This window comes from Sphingosinicella sp. CPCC 101087 (genome assembly GCF_004151485.1).
Taxonomy (GTDB): domain Bacteria; phylum Pseudomonadota; class Alphaproteobacteria; order Sphingomonadales; family Sphingomonadaceae; genus Allosphingosinicella.
The window spans coordinates 101,788-117,513 of record NZ_SBFF01000014.1; the positions used below are offsets into that span (position 1 = coordinate 101,788).

Genomic DNA, 15,726 nt, shown 5'->3' on the forward strand with positions numbered 1-15,726 from the left:
AAGCAGGCCGCATGACCAGCCCCATCCAGGTCGATCTCCCGCACCGGCTCGGCGCCGAGGAAGCGAAGCGCCGGATCGACGAGGGCACCGGCCGGCTCAAGGATTTCATTCCAGGCGGAGCCGAGGTGCGATCGGCATGGACCGGCGACCGGCTTGGCCTTCAGGTGTCGGCCATGGGGCAGGAAGTGAACGCCCAGATCGACGTCCGCGACACGTTCGTACGGGTCGAACTGCTTCTGCCGCCCGGCCTCGCCTTTTTCGAGCGGGCGATCGAGGCGGCGCTGCGCCGCAAGGGCACCGACCTGCTGGAGGACCGGTCCGGCGAGCCGGGGCCCTAGCGCCCTTGCCTGGGCCGGCGGCTCCGCTAGCATCGAGGTGCGACCGGACGCGAGAGCCCGGCGCCCAGCGGGAGGCGGAATGCGGCACATAGCGATAATCGGCTCCGGCCCGGCGGGCTATTACAGCGCCGAGGCGCTTCAGAAGCAGGACGACGGGATCCGCATCGACATCATCGACCGGATGCCGGTGCCCTACGGCCTGATCCGTTTCGGAGTCGCGCCCGACCACCAGTCGATCAAGGCCGTCTACAAACGCTACGAGAAAGTGGCGCTGTCGGACGAGGTCCGCTTCGTGGGCAACGTACTGGTGGGCCGCGACGTCTCGATGGCCGAGCTGCTCGACCTGTACGACGCGATCATTCTCGCCACCGGGGCGCCCGAGGACCGGCCGCTCGACATACCGGGGGGCGACCTTCCCGGAGTCATCGGATCGGCCGCCTTCGTCGGCTGGTATAACGGCCACCCCGACTTTGCCGCGCTGGACCCGCCGCTCGACGTCTCGGCGGCGGCGGTGATCGGCAACGGCAACGTCGCGCTGGACGTCGCCCGAATCCTTTCCAAGACTCCGGCCGAGTTCGTGGGATCGGACATCGTCGCTCATGCCTTCGAGGCGCTCGGCAATTCGGCGATTCGCAATATCCATGTTCTCGGCCGGCGCGGTCCGCACCAGATCGCGATGACGCCCAAGGAGCTCGGCGAGCTCGGCCACCTCGAGGATGCGGTGCCGAAGGTCGACCCGGCCGATTTCCCGCCCCCGGACGGGGATGCGGCCCTCGAGCCAGGCCTTCGAAAGTCGGTCGCCCATTTGCGCGACTTTGCCGGCCTGCAGCCCGGAGAGCGCCGCAAGACCATCCTTTTCGATTTCTTCGCCCGGCCCGTGCGGATCGAGGGCGAGGGCAAGGCCGAGCGGATGATCGTCGAGCGCACCCGGCTGGACGAGGGCAAGGCGGCGGTCGGCACGGGCGAGACCTACGAAATCGACTGCGGCCTGGTGGTGACCTGCATCGGCTATCGCACGCCGCCCATCGAGGGTGTGCCCTACGAGGCCGATCTCGGCCGCTTCGCCAACGAGAACGGCCTGATCTCCCCCGGTCTCTATTGCGTGGGCTGGGCGCGGCGCGGCCCGACCGGCACGATCGGCACGAACCGGCCCGACGGCTACGAGGTGGCCGAGAAGATCGCCGCGGAAGTCCGCGGGGGCGACAAGCCCGGCGGCGCGGGGCTCGACCGGCTGCTGGGCGCACGCAAGGTCCGGGTGGTCACGTTCAGCGACTGGCAGCGGATCGAGGCCGCCGAAGCGGCACGGGCGCGTCAGGGGAGCCCGCGCGAGAAGTTCGTCGACATAGACGAGATGCTCGGCCTGTGCCGCTGACCGGCGACGGAAGCGGCGCATTGCCAATCTCCGGGAGATGGGCATAGCCTTCGCTGTCCAGGAGTGGGGGTGACATGACGGGGAAAGTCGCGCCGGCAGAGGAAGAGAGACAGCGGGCCGCCATCGGCCGCAATGCCGAATATTATCTCGGGCGCTGGCGGGAGATGGAAGCCAAAAGCTCCGCCATCAGCTGGAACTGGCCGGCCTGCCTCGTCAACCTGTTCTGGTTCGCCTATCGCAAGATGTGGCTGCCGATGGCCGCCACCCTCCTCGCGCTCGTCGCACTCAGCCTCGTCGGAGCGGCCGTCGGCTCCGGCCAGATCGCCTTCCTGCTCACCATCGGCCTCTCCTTCGTCACCGGCGGCTTCGGCAACTTCCTTTACCGCAGGCGGATCTCCCGGCTGGTGGCGGACACCTCGGCTCTCCCCATCGCGGCGCAGCTCGAAGCCCTGAGATCGCGCGGCGGAGTCTCGATCACGGCGGCGGCAATCCTGCTGCTCCTGTTCGGCAGCCTCGCGCTCATGGCCGTCGCCAGCGCGGTGAGCGAGCAAAGCCGTCTCGAGAAGACGAACGAGCCTGCCTAGCAAGCGGTGCCGAAGCCGGCGCCCACGGGCCGGGCGAAGGCGATTGTCGAAATATCGACCGGAATCGCGCCGTGCGGCTCCGGATCGGCCGCGGCGCGCTTGAACTCCCCAAATCCGGTGCCTATAGACGCCGGGCCCCGCCGGCCCCTGGGCCGCGCGTATCGGTCGGGGAGTAGCTCAGCCTGGTAGAGCACTGTCTTCGGGAGGCAGGGGCCGGAGGTTCGAATCCTCTCTCCCCGACCAATAGCGCTAGTGCCCTGAAAACGCTCCGGTTTTCATGGGCGAGCAGGGTCCGCACCCCCAGGCCGTAGCTGGCATTGTGCACGGAGGCGTTCGGGGCGTTGCGCCGAGCACGCTTCGCGGCGGGAATATGAGTCAGCGGCTGGGTTGGCGGCGAGCCATCCAGTAATCGCCTTCGGACCATCGACGCGTCGGGTTGTGCGGACGCGCTCGCGTCCTGGAGCTCGGGATCTCAAGCTGTCGAACACATTGAAGGGCTGGGCCAGCAAGGGGCCCGGAGCTCAAAACCGACGGGAGACGATGGGGTCACGCCAGGCGCGGCCCCGCCATCCCTCGGGGAGATTGATAGCTATCCGCCGCCAACGCTCCAACGGACCGGCTGAATCCCGCGGCCCATTGGTGAGCGAAGTCACAAGCAAGATTTCCGCTACGACAGCGCTATGACGGGCCCGCCAGATGTCCTGCAGCCTGTGCGTAGGCGAGCGCGGCCTCGACCGCATTGTCCCGTTTGTGCATGAGCGACGGCCAGTCCGGTGGCGCGTGCAGATCAGGGTAGATCGCATCGCGGCCTGCGCTGTCGAAACGGTAATGCCTGATCGAGCACGCGACCCGTATTTGCGAGTGTGGCAGCCTGAAGGTGTGAAGTTCTTGATAGCCGTTCGGTCGAGCGCCGGTCGGTTCGCCAACGAGCAGGGCCTCGGTCTCCCTTCGAAAATCCGAGGCGTTTGTCATCGCTGCAGAGAAGGTATGACGGCCGATCAGCACATGAAGCCGACCCTTGCGGTTAAGGGCGGGCATGTTCTGCAGCGGTTCGATGATGTGTTCGCGAGGAAGCGTATAATTGCCTCCGCGGTTGTCGCGCAGGTCGATCAGGAGCACGCGCGGTGGTGCAGCCCGCAAATCATCGAACAGCGCGGCGGCCTTGCGTGCCAGATCGTCATATCTGCGAAACTGAAGATGTACCGCCTCTCCGTTGCCAAGCCTTGCCCATCCGAACGAAGGATCAGGCGTTGCGGGCTTTGTTGGACCGAGCGCGATCTCCAGCTGCCCATCGGGCAGACCTGCCGGCAAGGGCGTGACGTCGAACGACGCCGGTCGACCAGCGATGTCATCGCCTTGAATTCGCACATGATCAGGCGAATCTATCACACCGAGCGCTGCCAGGAGTTCTGCGCGCCGCAGTCGCTCCGGACGTTGCGACAATAGATACCAGGCATTTTCGGCCTGCGGTATGACGCTATCCAGACGCCCGCTTATTTCCGCGATGGGCCGGCCATCGATGCTCTTGATCTGCATGCCGAGAAGGTGCTGCATTTCAGGGGTTGTTCGGACCACCCTTACGCCATCGTCGAACCAAGCTGTTTCGAATGGAAAGGATCGGTACAGATCGCCCGCTGACAAGAATGTGTGCCCGTCGCCGGCCAGGGCGACGATGGACTGGAAGCCAGCGACAATCTCGAGCGGACGCAGCCGAGGAATTCTTCGATGCAGGTCTGAAATAGCTGAACGAAACCTGCCTTCCGGGGTGTGGTGGAATAGATCCCGGTGATTTTCCTGCAGCTCTGCATATAAAAAGGCCAGGTCCTGCTGCCAATGCCGACCTGTCATTTGAGAGAATGTGGACGGGTGCGCGCGATAAAGTGGAGCGCCGATACCGAGGGCGGCCGCAGCAACCAACAATTCACGTCGGGTCGGACTCATGCCGTTTTCCAGAAGCAGCTTCTCTTTGAGCTGGATGCATAGAGGTCAACGACCGTTTCCAGCAAGCTGCACGCAGCCTCCTCCGGTCCTCTCTCTCCCCCACCCATCGGCGTGTGAGGCGGATCAGCCCCGCCTTTCACGATCCGGAACAGCTTCGACGGTGACGCGCTTCTGGATGCGTGGAGATCGGAACGCGCGCCATGGACTTCGCGACCCGCGCCTATAATCACAGCTTCCCGTTCGACCCGATCGTCCGGTCGCTGCTCGACAATGATTTCTACAAGCTGCTCATGCAGCAGTTCATCTGGGAGCATTATCCCAACACGCGCGTCGGCTGGGCTGACCAACCGGACACGGGAGGTAGCGCTCGGACGCGAGCTGGACCTCGGCGAAGTGCGCGAGCAGCTCGACCATGTGCGCACCCTGCGCTTCACGCCGTCGGAGATCATCCACCTGCGCGGCCAGACCTTCTACGGCCAGAGCGGAATCTTTAAGGAAGGCTATCTCGAGACGCTGCGCGCCTTTCGCATGCCGGATTACGAGCTCGACGTCGCCCGGGACGGCCAACTCGATCTGCATTTCGATGGGCTGTGGTGGCAAACGACAATGTGGGAGATTCCGGCGCTGGCGATCGTCAGCGAGCTTCGCGCCCGCAAGATCATGCGCGGCATGTCGCGGCCCGAGCTCGACATTCTCTACGCGCGCGCGAAGGTGAAGCTCTACGCCAAGCTGGAGCGCCTCCGAACGCTGGCCGAGCTCAACCTCAGCGACTTCGGCACACGGCGCCGCCACGCTTTCCTGTGGCAGGAGCATTGCATCCTGACCGCCCGCGAGCTGCTTGGCGAGCGATTCACCGGCACGTCCAACGTCCATCTGGCCATGAAGCATGGGATGGAGGCGAAGGGGACCAACGGGCATGAGCTGCCGATGGTGCTTGCGGCGCTCGCGCGGCAAGCGCAGCCCGGCGACGCCCAGGCCCTCAGGCAGACGCAGTACAAGGTGCTGCAGCAATGGCAGACGGAGTATCGCGGCAATCTGCTGGTCTTCCTGCCCGACACCTTCGGAACGACACAGTTTCTGGAGGGCGCGCCGCAATGGGTCAGCTTCTGGACCGGCGCCAGGCCGGATTCCAAACCGCCGGTCGAAGCGGGCGAGGAGTTGATGGCCTTCTGGAAGCGGATGGGGCTCGGCGACCAGAGCATCGCTTCGGGCAAGCTGATCATCTTTGCCGATGCACTCGACGTCGGAATCGATGGCCACCCTCCCCGAGGCCATGACATCGTCGCGCTCGCCCGCCATTTCCAACGGCGCGTGCAGATCGCGTTCGGCTGGGGCACGCACTTCACGAACGACTTCGAAGGCAGCCATCCGCGCGGCGCGGACATCCTTCGGCCGATCTCGCTGGTGTGCAAGATCAGCTCCGTGAACGGCCATCCGGCGATCAAGCTCAGCGACAATGCGGCGAAGGCGATCGGACCGGCGGAGGAGGTGAAGGCCTATCGCGAGATCTTCGGCGCCGCAGGCGTGACGAGCCGCCCGTTGAACGCCTGAACGGCCGAAGGCCTAGACCAGAGCCAAAGCGAGCAGATAGGCGATCAGACCGGCACCGAGCACGGCCTGAGTCCACAGGGCCGAATCCATCGCCAGCTCGGCGAGGCCGAGCGGCCGGACGGGCGGGAACTGGAGATAGTCCCCCGCCGTGAGGCCGACACCCGCCAGCGCCGCATAGAGAAGGAGCTCGACGACGCTCAGATGCAGGAAGCCGATGTAGAAAGGCAGGAACACGATCACGATCATCGCCCCGATCGCCTCCGCCCAGACATCCCATGCCTGCGGCATCAGGAGGGGTCCGATCCAGGTCCGCCGAAGGCGGCTTCGGGCGTGCCGAATTCGGTGAGGTTGAGCGGATCTGCCACGGCATCGAACTCACCGGCCCAGTAGAGCAAGGCGACGAGCAGCGCCGCGACCGCCAGCAGGGCAAGCACGATCCCGGCCACCAGCACGGCGCCGCCCTGGGGCGCATCCGCCAGCATCCTCGCCTCGCCCCGAGGTCCCGATCCGCTCCGGCCGCTCATAGGAACGGATCCTGGCGGCGCACGCGGCTGCGATAGGCAGTAAAGCTGCGCCACACCGATCGCGCCGCCGCGACCTGCGCTTCGGGAAGGCCGGCCGTCTGAAGATAGGCTTCCAGTTCGCGCCACGACCTCGCGTCCGGAAGGTTTCGATCGCCCCGCGCGAGCGCGATGAAGTTCCAGGCGGCAGCGCTCCCGCGGCCGAAATCATATTTGCGGGCGTCGACATATTCCCGGAAGCTCGCGCCGGCGCGTGCCGGCCGCAGGAGCGTGTCCGTCCGGGCGCCGCACGCGAGGTTCCGGTCCAGCAGGCTATGCATTGAGCCGGTATCCGACACCGGGTTCGGTCAGGATCAGTCGGGGCTCCGAAGGATCCTCCTCCAGCTTCTGTCGAAGCAAGGCGACATAGGTGCGCAGATATTGGGGATCGGCGCTCGGATCGCCCCACCCGGCGAGCAACAGGCGCCGCTGGGTGACGACCTGGCCGGCATGCTCGCCGAGCGCTCGAAGCAGATCGAACTCCTTGGGGGAAAGCTTCACCTCTTCACCCATGACCGCGACTCGGCGCCTGCCGAGGTCGATCGCCAGCTCTCCGACGTGAAGCTCGCCGCCGGCCCCGGCGATGCCGCGGCGGCGCTGGGCGGCGCGAATACGCGCCATCAGCTCCTCGATGCTGAACGGCTTGTCGACATAGTCGTCGGCGCCCGCATCGAGTGCCGCGACCTTCTCGCTCTCCTGGTGCCGCGCGGACAGAATGATGATCGCGACGTTTCCGAGCCCGAGCAGGCCGGGGATCAGATCCTTGCCGTCGCCATCGGGCAATCCGAGGTCGAGCAGGACCAGGTCGACCGCCTCGGCGGCGGCGGTGCGAAGGCCTTCGAGGCCTCGCGCCGCCGTGAACACGGTCCAGCCCATCGCCGCGAGCACGGGCTGGAGCACCCGCGCGATCGCCGGCTCGTCATCGACGATCAGGATCCGCATGCCCGTCACGAGCCCTCCCCTGCGCCGGCGAGCGGCAGTTCGATGGTGACGATCGTGCCGCCGGCCGGGTCATCGGGCACGCCGGCCCAGATCCGCCCGCCAAAGGCCTCGGCGAAGCCCCTGGCGATGGCGAGCCCGAGTCCGCTTCCTTCTCCCGCCGACGATTGCCCCGCCCGGTAGAAGCGCTCGAAAATCCGTGAGAACTCGCCCGGCGGAATGCCCGGACCCACGTCCCTGATCGACACGAGGATGCGCGATCGCCTCGTGACGGCCGAAACCGTGATCGGCGATTCCGGGCCGCTATATCGGACGGAATTTTCGAGGACGTTGTAGAATACCTGCTCGAGCATGACCGGATCGGCCTTCACCAGGGCCTGGGACGGCGCGATGTTCTTGACGATCATGTGCCCGCTGCCGAGGCCGCGGACCATCGCGATCGCGGAGCCGAGAGCTTCCAGGGCATCGCAGGGCGTGAAGTGGTTGCGATCGAGCCCCGCCTGCAGGCGGCCGAGGTTGAGCAGGTTGGTCGTGTAGCGATTGAGGCGCGCGCATTGCTCACGGATCGTGCCGAGCATGTCCGCCTTGGCGGCCTCGTCCAGATCGCCGCCATATTGGGCAAGGCTGCTGGCCGATGCCGAAATGGCGCTGAGCGGGGTCCGCATGTCATGCGAGACCGACGAGAGCAGAGCTGTCTTGAACTCCTCGGATTTCCTGACGAGATCGGCCTCCGCAAGCCGTTCGAGCAGCAGGCAGCGCTCGGTGGCGATGCTGACGAGATTGACGAGGGCGCCCAGATCCTCCTCCTGGACTTCATGCTCGTTCCCCTCAGCCCATTCGAGAACGAGGATTCCGAGCGCCGCATCGGCGCTGGAGAGCAAGGAGGCCAGGCGGCTTCCATCGCGAAGCGCGGGCAGGCACTGCGTGAAGGCCTTCTCGGCCAGGCTCGAATGCTTCGGCTTCCGTCCCACGGATGCCAGGGCCTCCCCGCAAGCCACATGTAGCTCCACCTGCGCGCCGCCGCCGACATAGGCCTGAACCGCGTCGGCCACGCTGGGCAGGTTCACCGCCGCCTGAAGCATCTTGCTGAGATCCAGCAGCGACGAGACTCGCCGGGTCGCCCGCTCCGCCGCCCGCGCACGATCCCGAAGGCGTCCGGTCACGATCCCAGAGGCGACGGCGATGGCGTTGAACGCGATGATCGGAACATAGTCTTCGAGGCTGGCGAGGCTGAACCGAAAGGTCGGCTCGATCAGGAAGAAGTTGTAGGCAAGCGACGCGGCCAGCGCCGCTATCAGGCCGCCCCAGACTCCTTCGAGGGCGCCGGCAACGGTGACGCCGAGGAGGAATACGATCGCCGCGGTGATCGGCCGGCCGGAATTCTGGGCAATGGCCGAGCCGGCGGCAGCGGCCATGAACGCCGCGACGGCGGCGAAATGGACAAGCGGCGACCGCGCCGCCAGCGCGAGCCGCAAGGCGCGCGGCAACCCCGAGCGGCGGAGGAGAAGGGGGCGCAACGGTCTCGACATGGGAAGATCCAACGACCGGGCTGGGGAAGCGGACGTCATCGCCGCCTCTTTGCCGGCTGGACTCCGGTTAGCACCCGCTCCGCTTCCCGGCACGCTCTGAACGGGCCGCCCGGAAGGCCGTTGAGCGCCGCCATGTCGTGATCGTGGATGAAGGTGGCCCGGCCGGACTGGAACTTGCGGCCGACCGACGAAGGCCGCGTCCCGAGCACCCAGCTTCCGTCGGACGTGCTGATGCGCGCGCGATCCCGGAAATATCTGACGGAAAAGCCGACTCCGCCTTCGCACACGAAGGCCACGGGTCTCGACGCGGCCGCCGGCCGAGAAGCGGCCAGCTCTGGTACGGACACGGCGACCGCGGCGAGCAGGAGAGGCACGGCGATGAGTCGCGCCGGGCGGATATCGGAAAACACGGCCTCAGCCTAGGGCAGACCAGGCTCGCGCGGTAACATGGAATTTATATGCGCGTGCCGATCCCTTCTGCAGGGGGCTCGCGGCCGAAGGGCAAGAAAGCGGAAAGTTCTCGCCGCTAGAGCGGCCGATCAGGGAGACGATTCGCAATGCTGGCCAATCTTGCCGGTCCGACGGTCCGGATAGCCGATCTCGCCGATCCCGCGGAGCGTCGGCGGATCGACGATTTCGTGCGTGGCCAGGCGGAATGCGGGCCCTTTCATCGTCCCGGCTGGAGCCGCGGAGTCGAGGCGGGAACGGGGCAGCCGGCGCATTACCTCGTCGCCGAGCGGGGCGATGGAACGATCAGCGGTGTGCTTCCGCTGAGTCGCATCGGATCGCCCATCTTCGGAACCGCACTCGTTTCCGCCGGCTTCGGCGTCGGCGGCGGCATCGCGGCGATGGACGAGGAGGCGATCCAGGCGCTCGCCGATGCAGCCTGGGCGGCGGCACAGGCCCAGGGATGCGCTTCGGTCGAGCTTCGCGGCGGACCGGTCCCGTCCCGGTGGCAAAAAGAGGAAGGCGTCTATGCCGGGTTCGCGCGCGCCCTTCCGAAGGGTGACGAGGCGATCCTCAAGGCCATTCCCCGCAAGCAACGCGCCGAAGTCCGGCGGGCCATGGGCCTGGGCCTGGAAGTCCGGAGCGGACGAAGCCCCGAATTGGTGGACCTTCATTACCGCGTCTACGCCGAAAGCGTGCGCAATCTCGGGACGCCGGTCTTTCCCAGATCCCTGTTCCGGGCGATGCTGGAGGAATTTGGCGAAGATGCCGACATCCTTGTCGTGCTTGGCCAGGGTCGGCCCACGGCCGCCGTGCTCAGCTTCTACGACAAGGGGACCGTCTTTCCCTACTGGGGCGGCGGGACACGCGATGCGCGGCGGCTGAGGGCCAACGATCTCATGTATTTCGCGCTGATGCGCCAGGCCTCCGAACGGGGCTGCGCCCGCTTCGACTTCGGCCGGTCGAAAGTCGGCACGGGTGCCTTCGCCTTCAAGAAGAATTGGGGCTTCACGCCCGAGCCGCTGACCTATGCGCGCCAAGGCGCGCATCGCGACATCAACCCGCTCAGCCCGAAGCACCGGATGGTGACGAGCTTGTGGCAGCGGCTCCCGCTGGGAGTGGCCAATCGCCTGGGACCGTTCATCGCGAAAGGCCTTGGCTGATCGGGCGCTCGGCTAATCGGCGAGCGGCCCGAATTTGGGCTCGGTCTTGCCCAGCCGTGCCTTGACCGCTTCCTCGAGATCGGCGCTGACCAGTGCGGCCGCGTTCCACAAGGCGACATCGCGAAGGCCGTCTTCGATCGGGCGGCCGCGGCTGTGGTTGAGGCTGCGCTTGGCGCCGGCCACGGCGAGCGGCGATTTGGCGGCGATGGTCTCCGCCAGTCCGCGCGCAGCGGCCATCGCAGCTTCGCGACTCGCCTCGAGCCGGTTGATGAGGCCGTAGCGCGCGGCTTCCTCGGCGCCCATTCGGCGGCCGGTGAAAGCGAGCTCGCGGACGACCCCGTGCGGTAGAAGGTAGCCGAGCCGCTGGAGCGTGCCGAGATCGGCGGTGATCGCGACATCGACCTCTGCGACCTGAAAGAAGGCGTCGGCCGAGGCGACGCGAAGATCGCAGGCGCTGACAAGATCGACACCCGCGCCGATGCAGCCGCCGTGGATGGCGGCGATCACCGGCGGCCGCGCCGCTTCAGCCGCGCCGAAAGCCTGCTGCAGCCATTCGATGTGGCGCAATCGCGCTTCGGCGGCCCGCCCTGGATCCTGCGACGGCGGGAATTGCCGCGACGCATATTCGAGATCGAGGCCGGCGCTGAAATGCCGGCCACGACCGCTGAGCAGAATGGCGCGCACCGCAGGATCCCGGCCGACCGCGCGGAGCGCCTCGCCGATCGCGGCGAACATCTCGCCGTCCATCGCGTTCAGCCGATCCGGCCGGGCCAGCTCGACATGTGCCACCCCGCCGGCAATCGCCACCTCGACGCGCTTCGCTTCCGTCATCTTCCATCTCCTCGGCTGCCGCCTATCGCCCGGCGCGGCCGTCGGACCAAGCGGCGTCTTCGCCATTCACGTCACTGCAACCGACGCCGCCTATCGAGGCGGCAGGAAGTGAATTTTTCAACCGGGCTGGACCCGGGCCCGGCGAGACCCCAATTATTGCTGCGCTGCAGCAGCGATGCAGGGATAATGACGCCGACGGCCCATCGGGAAAAGGAAAGAAGTGACCGAACGACCTACTCTCAGTGCACGCTTGCCGAGCAAGACGATGCCTGCCGACGAACTGCTCGGCACGGCGATCCGGACGAGGACATGCGTCCGCGCGGTGTACAACCGGACGGCGATCCGCATGGCGCCGCATGCGCTCTATCGCCGGAATGACGACCTGTTCGTCGACGGCGTCGTCCTGGAGCGGGACGGCCAACCGCCGCGCGAGCTGAAGCTTGGCACCTTCAAGCTGGACGGCCTCAAGGATCTCGCCTCGGCGCTGCTGCGCTTCGATCCCCAGCCGGTGTTCGATCCGCAGGCGGCCAAATATACCAGCGAGGTGGAGCTGATCGCGCGCGTCGCCGACACAACCGGCGCTGCAACCGGCGAACGAACCCGGCGGCGGCCGGCAAGCCGGGCTGGCTGAAGACCGGCGCCGGTCCTTCCCTTCTCCCCCGAAATGCCGGTAGGAACCCGGCCATGACCCGCTTCACCGTGAATGGTCAGCCGGTTCATTACCGGATGGACCCGGATACGCCCTTGCTGTGGGCGCTGCGTGACGCGTCCAACCTGACCGGCACCAAGTTCGGATGCGGCACCGGCCATTGCGGCGCCTGCACCGTTCACGTCGACGGCAATGCCGTGCGCAGCTGCCGGGTGCGGATCGCCGACCTGGAAGGCACGTTCGTCACGACGATCGAAGGCTTGTCGCGCGACCGTTCGCATCCGGTTCAGCAGGCCTTCGCGGCCGACATGGTGCCGCAATGCGGCTATTGCATACCCGGCATGATCATGGCGGTGGCGGCTTTGATCGATCGCAACGACACCCCGACCGACGGCGAGATCGACGCGGCGATCACCAATATCTGCCGCTGTGGGATCTATCCCCGGCTGCGCCAGTCGATCCGGAGGGCGCTGCGAATCAAGAGCGGCCGCGAAAGGGCCGCCGGGGCGCCGCCGCCCGGCATCGCGCCGGAAGACGCGGTGCGCGAAGTGCCGGCGCTGCGCGAGCCGCCGGCGGCCGAGCGGCCCTAGGCCGCGCGCGCGACTGTCCCCGTCTGGAGCGGCCGCGAGAAGTCAATCCTTGCATTGGGATGACCGGCCGGTTCAGGGTCCGCTCATCGACTCTCTGCCACAGGTTATCCCAAGAGGCGGGATCGCCGCCGACAGTAGGAGTATCTCGATGCGTAGAGCATTGCTCAGTTTGATCATGGCGGCGACGGTGTTGAGCCCGATAGCCGCTCAGGCACAGGATCGCGGCCAACGCCTGGACCGCGGCCGGGCGACGTCCGAACAGAGGCAGGCGGTCTCGGAACGGCGCGCCCAGCGCGTCGAGAATCGTGCTCAGCGCCAACAGGCGCGTCAAGCGGCACGGGCCGACAATCGTGAGGCGCGTCAGCAGGTCCGGCAATCGAACCGCCAGGCGCAGCGGAGCGCCGTGGCCCAGCGCCAGCGTGGGGAACGAGGCAATCGCGCCGGCCGTCCCGGCAGCGTCTATCCGCAGGCGTGGCAGGGTAACCCGAACGACCCGGCACTTCGGCGCTATCAGCAGCTCGAGCGCCAGAACCAGTATCGCTACGGCACCCGCGAGCAGCGCCGCGAGATCCGCCGGGAGCAGCGCGGGGATCGGCGCGACTGGCGGCAGGACCGCCGCGAGGATCGCCGCGACTGGCGGCGGGACCGTCGGGACGACCGGCGCGATTGGCGCCAGGACCGCCGGGCGGACCGGCGTGACTGGCGGCGCGACTGGGATCGTCGGAGCTGGCGCAACGACCGGCGCTACGACTGGCAGGGCTGGCGCTATCGCAATCGCCACATCTATCGGCAGTCGCCTTATTACGCACCCTACCGGAACCACCGCTATTCGCGCTTTTCGGTCGGCCTCTTCCTGCAGCCCATGTTCTACAACGATCGCTACTGGATCGGCGATCCGTGGCAGTACCGGCTGCCGGCGGCTCCGGCCGGGACGCGGTGGGTGCGCTACTATGACGACGTGATCCTGGTCGACGTCTACAATGGCGAGGTGATCGACGTGATCTACGACTTCTTCTGGTAGGTGTCGCGAAGGCGGGCATGCGCGCCATGTCCGCACGAACCTCCGGAGAAGAATGAAACGGGCGCCCCGCCGACTTCGTGTCGGCGGGGCGCTCCGCGTTCCGGCGGTGAAACCAGGGGTTGCCAGCCGAGGCCGACGTGCCGCATTGAACGCGGCTCTGCCGGTATCCAGGGGGACCCGCCGATGATCATACGCCTGCTCGCCGCCTTCGCCTTGCTCCTTGCCGCCCCGGCGGCTGCCCAGACAGCGGCGGCGCCCGGCGAGGGGGCCGAGAGCCGGACCATCGTCGTCCATGCGGGACGGCTGATCGCCGATCCTTCCGAGCCGGCGCGCGGGCCTTCGACGATCCTGATCGCCGACGGCCGGATCCAGAGCGTCGCCGAGGGTCTGCAGCCGCCGCCGCCCGGCGCGCGGCTGGTCGACCTCTCGGCCCTCACCGTCCTGCCCGGCCTCATCGATTCCCACGTCCATCTGTCCGGCAATCCCGGCGGCGAATTCTGGCGCGAGGCGGTTGACCCGGACGAATATGCCGTCGTGCTGGGGGTCGAAAATGCGCTTCGCACCGCGCGGGCCGGCTTCACGACGGTGCGCGATCTCGGATCGCCGCCACAGGTCGGTCACGTGCTCCGGCGCGGCACCGCCGAAGGCCGCTTCCCCGGCCCGCGGATTCTCTCCTCGGGGCCCGGCCTTTCGATCATCGGCGGCCATGGCGACGTCAGCGGCTTCCGCCCGGAGGTGGTCGAGGCGCTGTCTGCGGGCAATGTCTGCACCGGCCCGGAGCAATGCGCCGCGCGGGTCCGCGAGGCTTCGCGCGCCGGCGCGGACGTCATCAAGTTCACGGCGACGGGCGGGGTGCTGTCGCAGCAGGCGCGCGGTCTTGAAGCGCATTTCACCGACGCCGAGATGCGAGCGATCGTCGAGACCGCCCACTCGCTCGGCCTCAAGGTCGCGGCCCACGCCCATGGCGCGCGCGGCATCGAAGCCGCGGCACGGGTCGGAGTCGATTCCATCGAACACGGCACCTTCGCCGACGCGGCCGCCATCGAAGCGATGGGTCGGTCGGGCACCGCGCTCGTGCCGACCCTGATGGCATACACGGGAATCCGCGAGGGGCTCGAGCAGAATCGCTACACGCCGCCCGTCGCTGCCAAGGTGCGCGAGACTCTCGAACTGGTCGGAAGGGCGGCCCGGGCGGCGCGTGCCGCCGACGTGCCGGTGGTGTTCGGCACGGACGCCGGCGTATTCGAGCATGGCCGAAACGCCGAGGAGTTCGCGCTGCTGGTCGAACGGGTCGGCATGAGCCCGGCGGAGGCGATCGCATCGGCGACGACGGCGGCGGCGCGGCTGCTGGGGCTCGAGACCGAGGTCGGCCGGATCGCACCCGGCTACTCCGCCGACCTTATCGCCGTCTCCGGCGATCCGCTCGAGAATGTACGGGCGCTGGAGGATGTGGAATATGTGATGGTGCGCGGCCGCACCGTGGAGTGAGAGAGAGGCGAATGAGCTCGAACGTCGTCGATTACAAGGTCGCGATCGGCCGGTGGGTGAAGGACCGGCTGTCTCGCAATCCGACCGTGTTCAAGATCCCTTCCAAGGATATAGACATTTTCGTCGCTCGCGATTTCCTCACGCGCACCGAATGCGAGGGGTTGATGCGGCGGATCGACGTCGAGCGAATCCCGTCTCAATTGCTGTCGCCGACCGAGGATCCCGAGTTCCGGACCAGCGAGAGCTGCAACATGAATCCGGCCGATCCGCTGGTGCGGCAGATCGAGGACAAGATCACCGGGCTGATGGGAATCCAGCCGGAACATGGCGAGACGATCCAGGGCCAGCGCTATGCGGTAGGCCAGCAGTTCAAGGCACATTACGACTTCTTCAGTCCGAGCGAGCCTTACTGGCCGACGATGGAGCGCTGCGGCGGCCAGCGGACCTGGACGGCAATGGTATTCCTGAACGCACCGGAGGAGGGTGGCCAGACCGCCTTTCCCGACGCCGGGCTGAAGATCGCGCCGCGGGCCGGCAACCTGCTGACCTGGAACAATATGGACGCGGAGGGACGGCCGAACAATTTCACCCTGCATCAGGGGTGTCCGGTGCTCGCCGGCTGCAAATATGTGATCACCAAATGGTATCGCGAGCGCCCGTGGAGCTACATGGACGTCCAGACCTACTGAGGGCGGCCCGATAAGGGATCGCCCGGATCCCCGC

Annotated in this window: 18 protein-coding genes and 1 tRNA gene; 11 read left to right on the forward strand and 8 right to left on the reverse strand. The window is 67.1% G+C overall.

What is annotated here, in order from left to right; genetic code table 11:
• The first annotated feature begins 11 nt into the window (after positions 1-11).
• The 4 genes from EKM57_RS19905 (at position 12) to EKM57_RS19920 (ending at position 2,537) form a co-directional block, all read left to right on the forward strand.
• Positions 12-338: a polyhydroxyalkanoic acid system family protein gene (locus tag EKM57_RS19905; RefSeq protein ID WP_129794286.1), complete on the forward strand. Its 327-nt coding sequence runs from the start codon at positions 12-14 to the stop codon at positions 336-338.
• 79 nt (positions 339-417) lie between these two features.
• Positions 418-1,710: an FAD-dependent oxidoreductase gene (locus EKM57_RS19910; RefSeq protein WP_129794287.1), complete on the forward strand. Its 1,293-nt coding sequence runs from the start codon at positions 418-420 to the stop codon at positions 1,708-1,710.
• A gap of 74 nt (positions 1,711-1,784) precedes the next feature.
• A complete protein-coding gene (locus EKM57_RS19915; RefSeq protein WP_129794288.1) occupies positions 1,785-2,294 on the forward strand; it encodes a DUF2628 domain-containing protein in 510 nt (169 codons plus the stop codon).
• A 166-nt stretch (positions 2,295-2,460) separates the two neighbouring features.
• Positions 2,461-2,537 (forward strand) — tRNA-Pro (locus EKM57_RS19920).
• 435 nt (positions 2,538-2,972) lie between these two features.
• Here the strand turns inward: EKM57_RS19920 and EKM57_RS19925 are convergent.
• Positions 2,973-4,235 carry a hypothetical protein gene (locus EKM57_RS19925; protein ID WP_129794289.1) on the reverse strand — a complete coding sequence of 421 codons (1,263 nt, stop codon included), beginning with the start codon at positions 4,233-4,235 and terminating at the stop codon, positions 2,973-2,975.
• A 270-nt stretch (positions 4,236-4,505) separates the two neighbouring features.
• Between EKM57_RS19925 and EKM57_RS19930 the strand changes: the two genes are divergently transcribed.
• Positions 4,506-5,786 carry a nicotinate phosphoribosyltransferase gene (locus EKM57_RS19930; RefSeq protein WP_371414161.1) on the forward strand — a complete coding sequence of 427 codons (1,281 nt, stop codon included), beginning with the start codon at positions 4,506-4,508 and terminating at the stop codon, positions 5,784-5,786.
• A gap of 12 nt (positions 5,787-5,798) precedes the next feature.
• On the opposite strand, the gene EKM57_RS19935 is transcribed toward EKM57_RS19930, so the two are convergent.
• The 6 genes from EKM57_RS19935 to EKM57_RS19960 are packed head-to-tail and all read right to left on the reverse strand — an operon-like array spanning position 5,799 to position 9,224.
• Positions 5,799-6,074 carry a hypothetical protein gene (locus EKM57_RS19935; RefSeq protein ID WP_129794290.1) on the reverse strand — a complete coding sequence of 92 codons (276 nt, stop codon included), beginning with the start codon at positions 6,072-6,074 and terminating at the stop codon, positions 5,799-5,801.
• The gene (locus EKM57_RS19940; protein ID WP_129794291.1) at positions 6,074-6,310 is read right to left on the reverse strand and encodes a hypothetical protein; all 237 of its coding nucleotides are present in this window, start codon (positions 6,308-6,310) and stop codon (positions 6,074-6,076) included. The genes EKM57_RS19935 and EKM57_RS19940 overlap by 1 nt, the downstream gene beginning before the upstream one ends.
• Positions 6,307-6,627 (reverse strand): hypothetical protein, encoded by a 321-nt coding sequence (locus EKM57_RS19945; RefSeq protein WP_129794292.1) that lies wholly within the window; start codon positions 6,625-6,627, stop codon positions 6,307-6,309. Before EKM57_RS19945 ends, EKM57_RS19940 begins: the two co-directional genes overlap by 4 nt.
• Positions 6,620-7,288: a response regulator gene (locus EKM57_RS19950; RefSeq protein WP_129794356.1), complete on the reverse strand. Its 669-nt coding sequence runs from the start codon at positions 7,286-7,288 to the stop codon at positions 6,620-6,622. The genes EKM57_RS19945 and EKM57_RS19950 overlap by 8 nt, the downstream gene beginning before the upstream one ends.
• Before the next feature lie 5 nt (positions 7,289-7,293).
• The gene (locus tag EKM57_RS19955) at positions 7,294-8,814 is read right to left on the reverse strand and encodes an ATP-binding protein (RefSeq protein WP_165357570.1); all 1,521 of its coding nucleotides are present in this window, start codon (positions 8,812-8,814) and stop codon (positions 7,294-7,296) included.
• Positions 8,815-8,849: 35 nt separating this feature from the next.
• The gene (locus tag EKM57_RS19960; protein ID WP_129794294.1) at positions 8,850-9,224 is read right to left on the reverse strand and encodes a hypothetical protein; all 375 of its coding nucleotides are present in this window, start codon (positions 9,222-9,224) and stop codon (positions 8,850-8,852) included.
• A 147-nt stretch (positions 9,225-9,371) separates the two neighbouring features.
• Here EKM57_RS19960 and EKM57_RS19965 point away from each other — a divergent pair, with 147 nt between their 5' ends.
• Complete coding sequence (locus EKM57_RS19965) at positions 9,372-10,424, forward strand: FemAB family XrtA/PEP-CTERM system-associated protein (protein WP_129794295.1); 1,053 nt, start codon at positions 9,372-9,374, stop codon at positions 10,422-10,424.
• Between the two features lie 12 nt (positions 10,425-10,436).
• Here EKM57_RS19965 and EKM57_RS19970 read toward each other — a convergent pair whose 3' ends face one another.
• Positions 10,437-11,255, reverse strand: a complete 819-nt coding sequence (locus EKM57_RS19970; protein WP_129794296.1) for an enoyl-CoA hydratase-related protein — start codon at positions 11,253-11,255, stop codon at positions 10,437-10,439.
• Between the two features lie 220 nt (positions 11,256-11,475).
• Between EKM57_RS19970 and EKM57_RS22590 the strand changes: the two genes are divergently transcribed.
• The 5 genes from EKM57_RS22590 (at position 11,476) to EKM57_RS19995 (ending at position 15,692) form a co-directional block, all read left to right on the forward strand.
• Positions 11,476-11,886 carry a hypothetical protein gene (locus EKM57_RS22590; protein ID WP_243451159.1) on the forward strand — a complete coding sequence of 137 codons (411 nt, stop codon included), beginning with the start codon at positions 11,476-11,478 and terminating at the stop codon, positions 11,884-11,886.
• A 53-nt stretch (positions 11,887-11,939) separates the two neighbouring features.
• A complete protein-coding gene (locus EKM57_RS19980) occupies positions 11,940-12,494 on the forward strand; it encodes a (2Fe-2S)-binding protein (RefSeq protein ID WP_129794297.1) in 555 nt (184 codons plus the stop codon).
• A 148-nt stretch (positions 12,495-12,642) separates the two neighbouring features.
• Positions 12,643-13,515 carry an RcnB family protein gene (locus EKM57_RS19985; protein ID WP_129794298.1) on the forward strand — a complete coding sequence of 291 codons (873 nt, stop codon included), beginning with the start codon at positions 12,643-12,645 and terminating at the stop codon, positions 13,513-13,515.
• Positions 13,516-13,698: 183 nt separating this feature from the next.
• Positions 13,699-15,003 carry an amidohydrolase family protein gene (locus tag EKM57_RS19990; protein ID WP_129794299.1) on the forward strand — a complete coding sequence of 435 codons (1,305 nt, stop codon included), beginning with the start codon at positions 13,699-13,701 and terminating at the stop codon, positions 15,001-15,003.
• 11 nt (positions 15,004-15,014) lie between these two features.
• The gene (locus EKM57_RS19995) at positions 15,015-15,692 is read left to right on the forward strand and encodes a 2OG-Fe(II) oxygenase (RefSeq protein ID WP_129794300.1); all 678 of its coding nucleotides are present in this window, start codon (positions 15,015-15,017) and stop codon (positions 15,690-15,692) included.
• Positions 15,693-15,726: the final 34 nt, after the last annotated feature.

Excerpts from the sequence above, each read along its gene's own strand:
- EKM57_RS19905 (WP_129794286.1), top strand. The coding sequence starts at position 12 with ATGACCAGCCCCATCCAGGTCGATCTCCCGCACCGGCTCGGCGCCGAG.
- EKM57_RS19910 (WP_129794287.1), top strand. The coding sequence starts at position 418 with ATGCGGCACATAGCGATAATCGGCTCCGGCCCGGCGGGCTATTACAGC.
- EKM57_RS19915 (WP_129794288.1), top strand. The coding sequence starts at position 1,785 with ATGACGGGGAAAGTCGCGCCGGCAGAGGAAGAGAGACAGCGGGCCGCC.
- EKM57_RS19925 (WP_129794289.1), bottom strand. The coding sequence starts at position 4,235 with ATGAGTCCGACCCGACGTGAATTGTTGGTTGCTGCGGCCGCCCTCGGT.
- EKM57_RS19930 (WP_371414161.1), top strand. The coding sequence starts at position 4,506 with ATGATTTCTACAAGCTGCTCATGCAGCAGTTCATCTGGGAGCATTATC.
- EKM57_RS19935 (WP_129794290.1), bottom strand. The coding sequence starts at position 6,074 with ATGCCGCAGGCATGGGATGTCTGGGCGGAGGCGATCGGGGCGATGATC.
- EKM57_RS19940 (WP_129794291.1), bottom strand. The coding sequence starts at position 6,310 with ATGAGCGGCCGGAGCGGATCGGGACCTCGGGGCGAGGCGAGGATGCTG.
- EKM57_RS19945 (WP_129794292.1), bottom strand. The coding sequence starts at position 6,627 with ATGCATAGCCTGCTGGACCGGAACCTCGCGTGCGGCGCCCGGACGGAC.
- EKM57_RS19950 (WP_129794356.1), bottom strand. The coding sequence starts at position 7,288 with ATGCGGATCCTGATCGTCGATGACGAGCCGGCGATCGCGCGGGTGCTC.
- EKM57_RS19955 (WP_165357570.1), bottom strand. The coding sequence starts at position 8,814 with ATGTCGAGACCGTTGCGCCCCCTTCTCCTCCGCCGCTCGGGGTTGCCG.
- EKM57_RS19965 (WP_129794295.1), top strand. The coding sequence starts at position 9,372 with ATGCTGGCCAATCTTGCCGGTCCGACGGTCCGGATAGCCGATCTCGCC.
- EKM57_RS19970 (WP_129794296.1), bottom strand. The coding sequence starts at position 11,255 with ATGACGGAAGCGAAGCGCGTCGAGGTGGCGATTGCCGGCGGGGTGGCA.
- EKM57_RS19980 (WP_129794297.1), top strand. The coding sequence starts at position 11,940 with ATGACCCGCTTCACCGTGAATGGTCAGCCGGTTCATTACCGGATGGAC.
- EKM57_RS19985 (WP_129794298.1), top strand. The coding sequence starts at position 12,643 with ATGCGTAGAGCATTGCTCAGTTTGATCATGGCGGCGACGGTGTTGAGC.
- EKM57_RS19990 (WP_129794299.1), top strand. The coding sequence starts at position 13,699 with ATGATCATACGCCTGCTCGCCGCCTTCGCCTTGCTCCTTGCCGCCCCG.
- EKM57_RS19995 (WP_129794300.1), top strand. The coding sequence starts at position 15,015 with ATGAGCTCGAACGTCGTCGATTACAAGGTCGCGATCGGCCGGTGGGTG.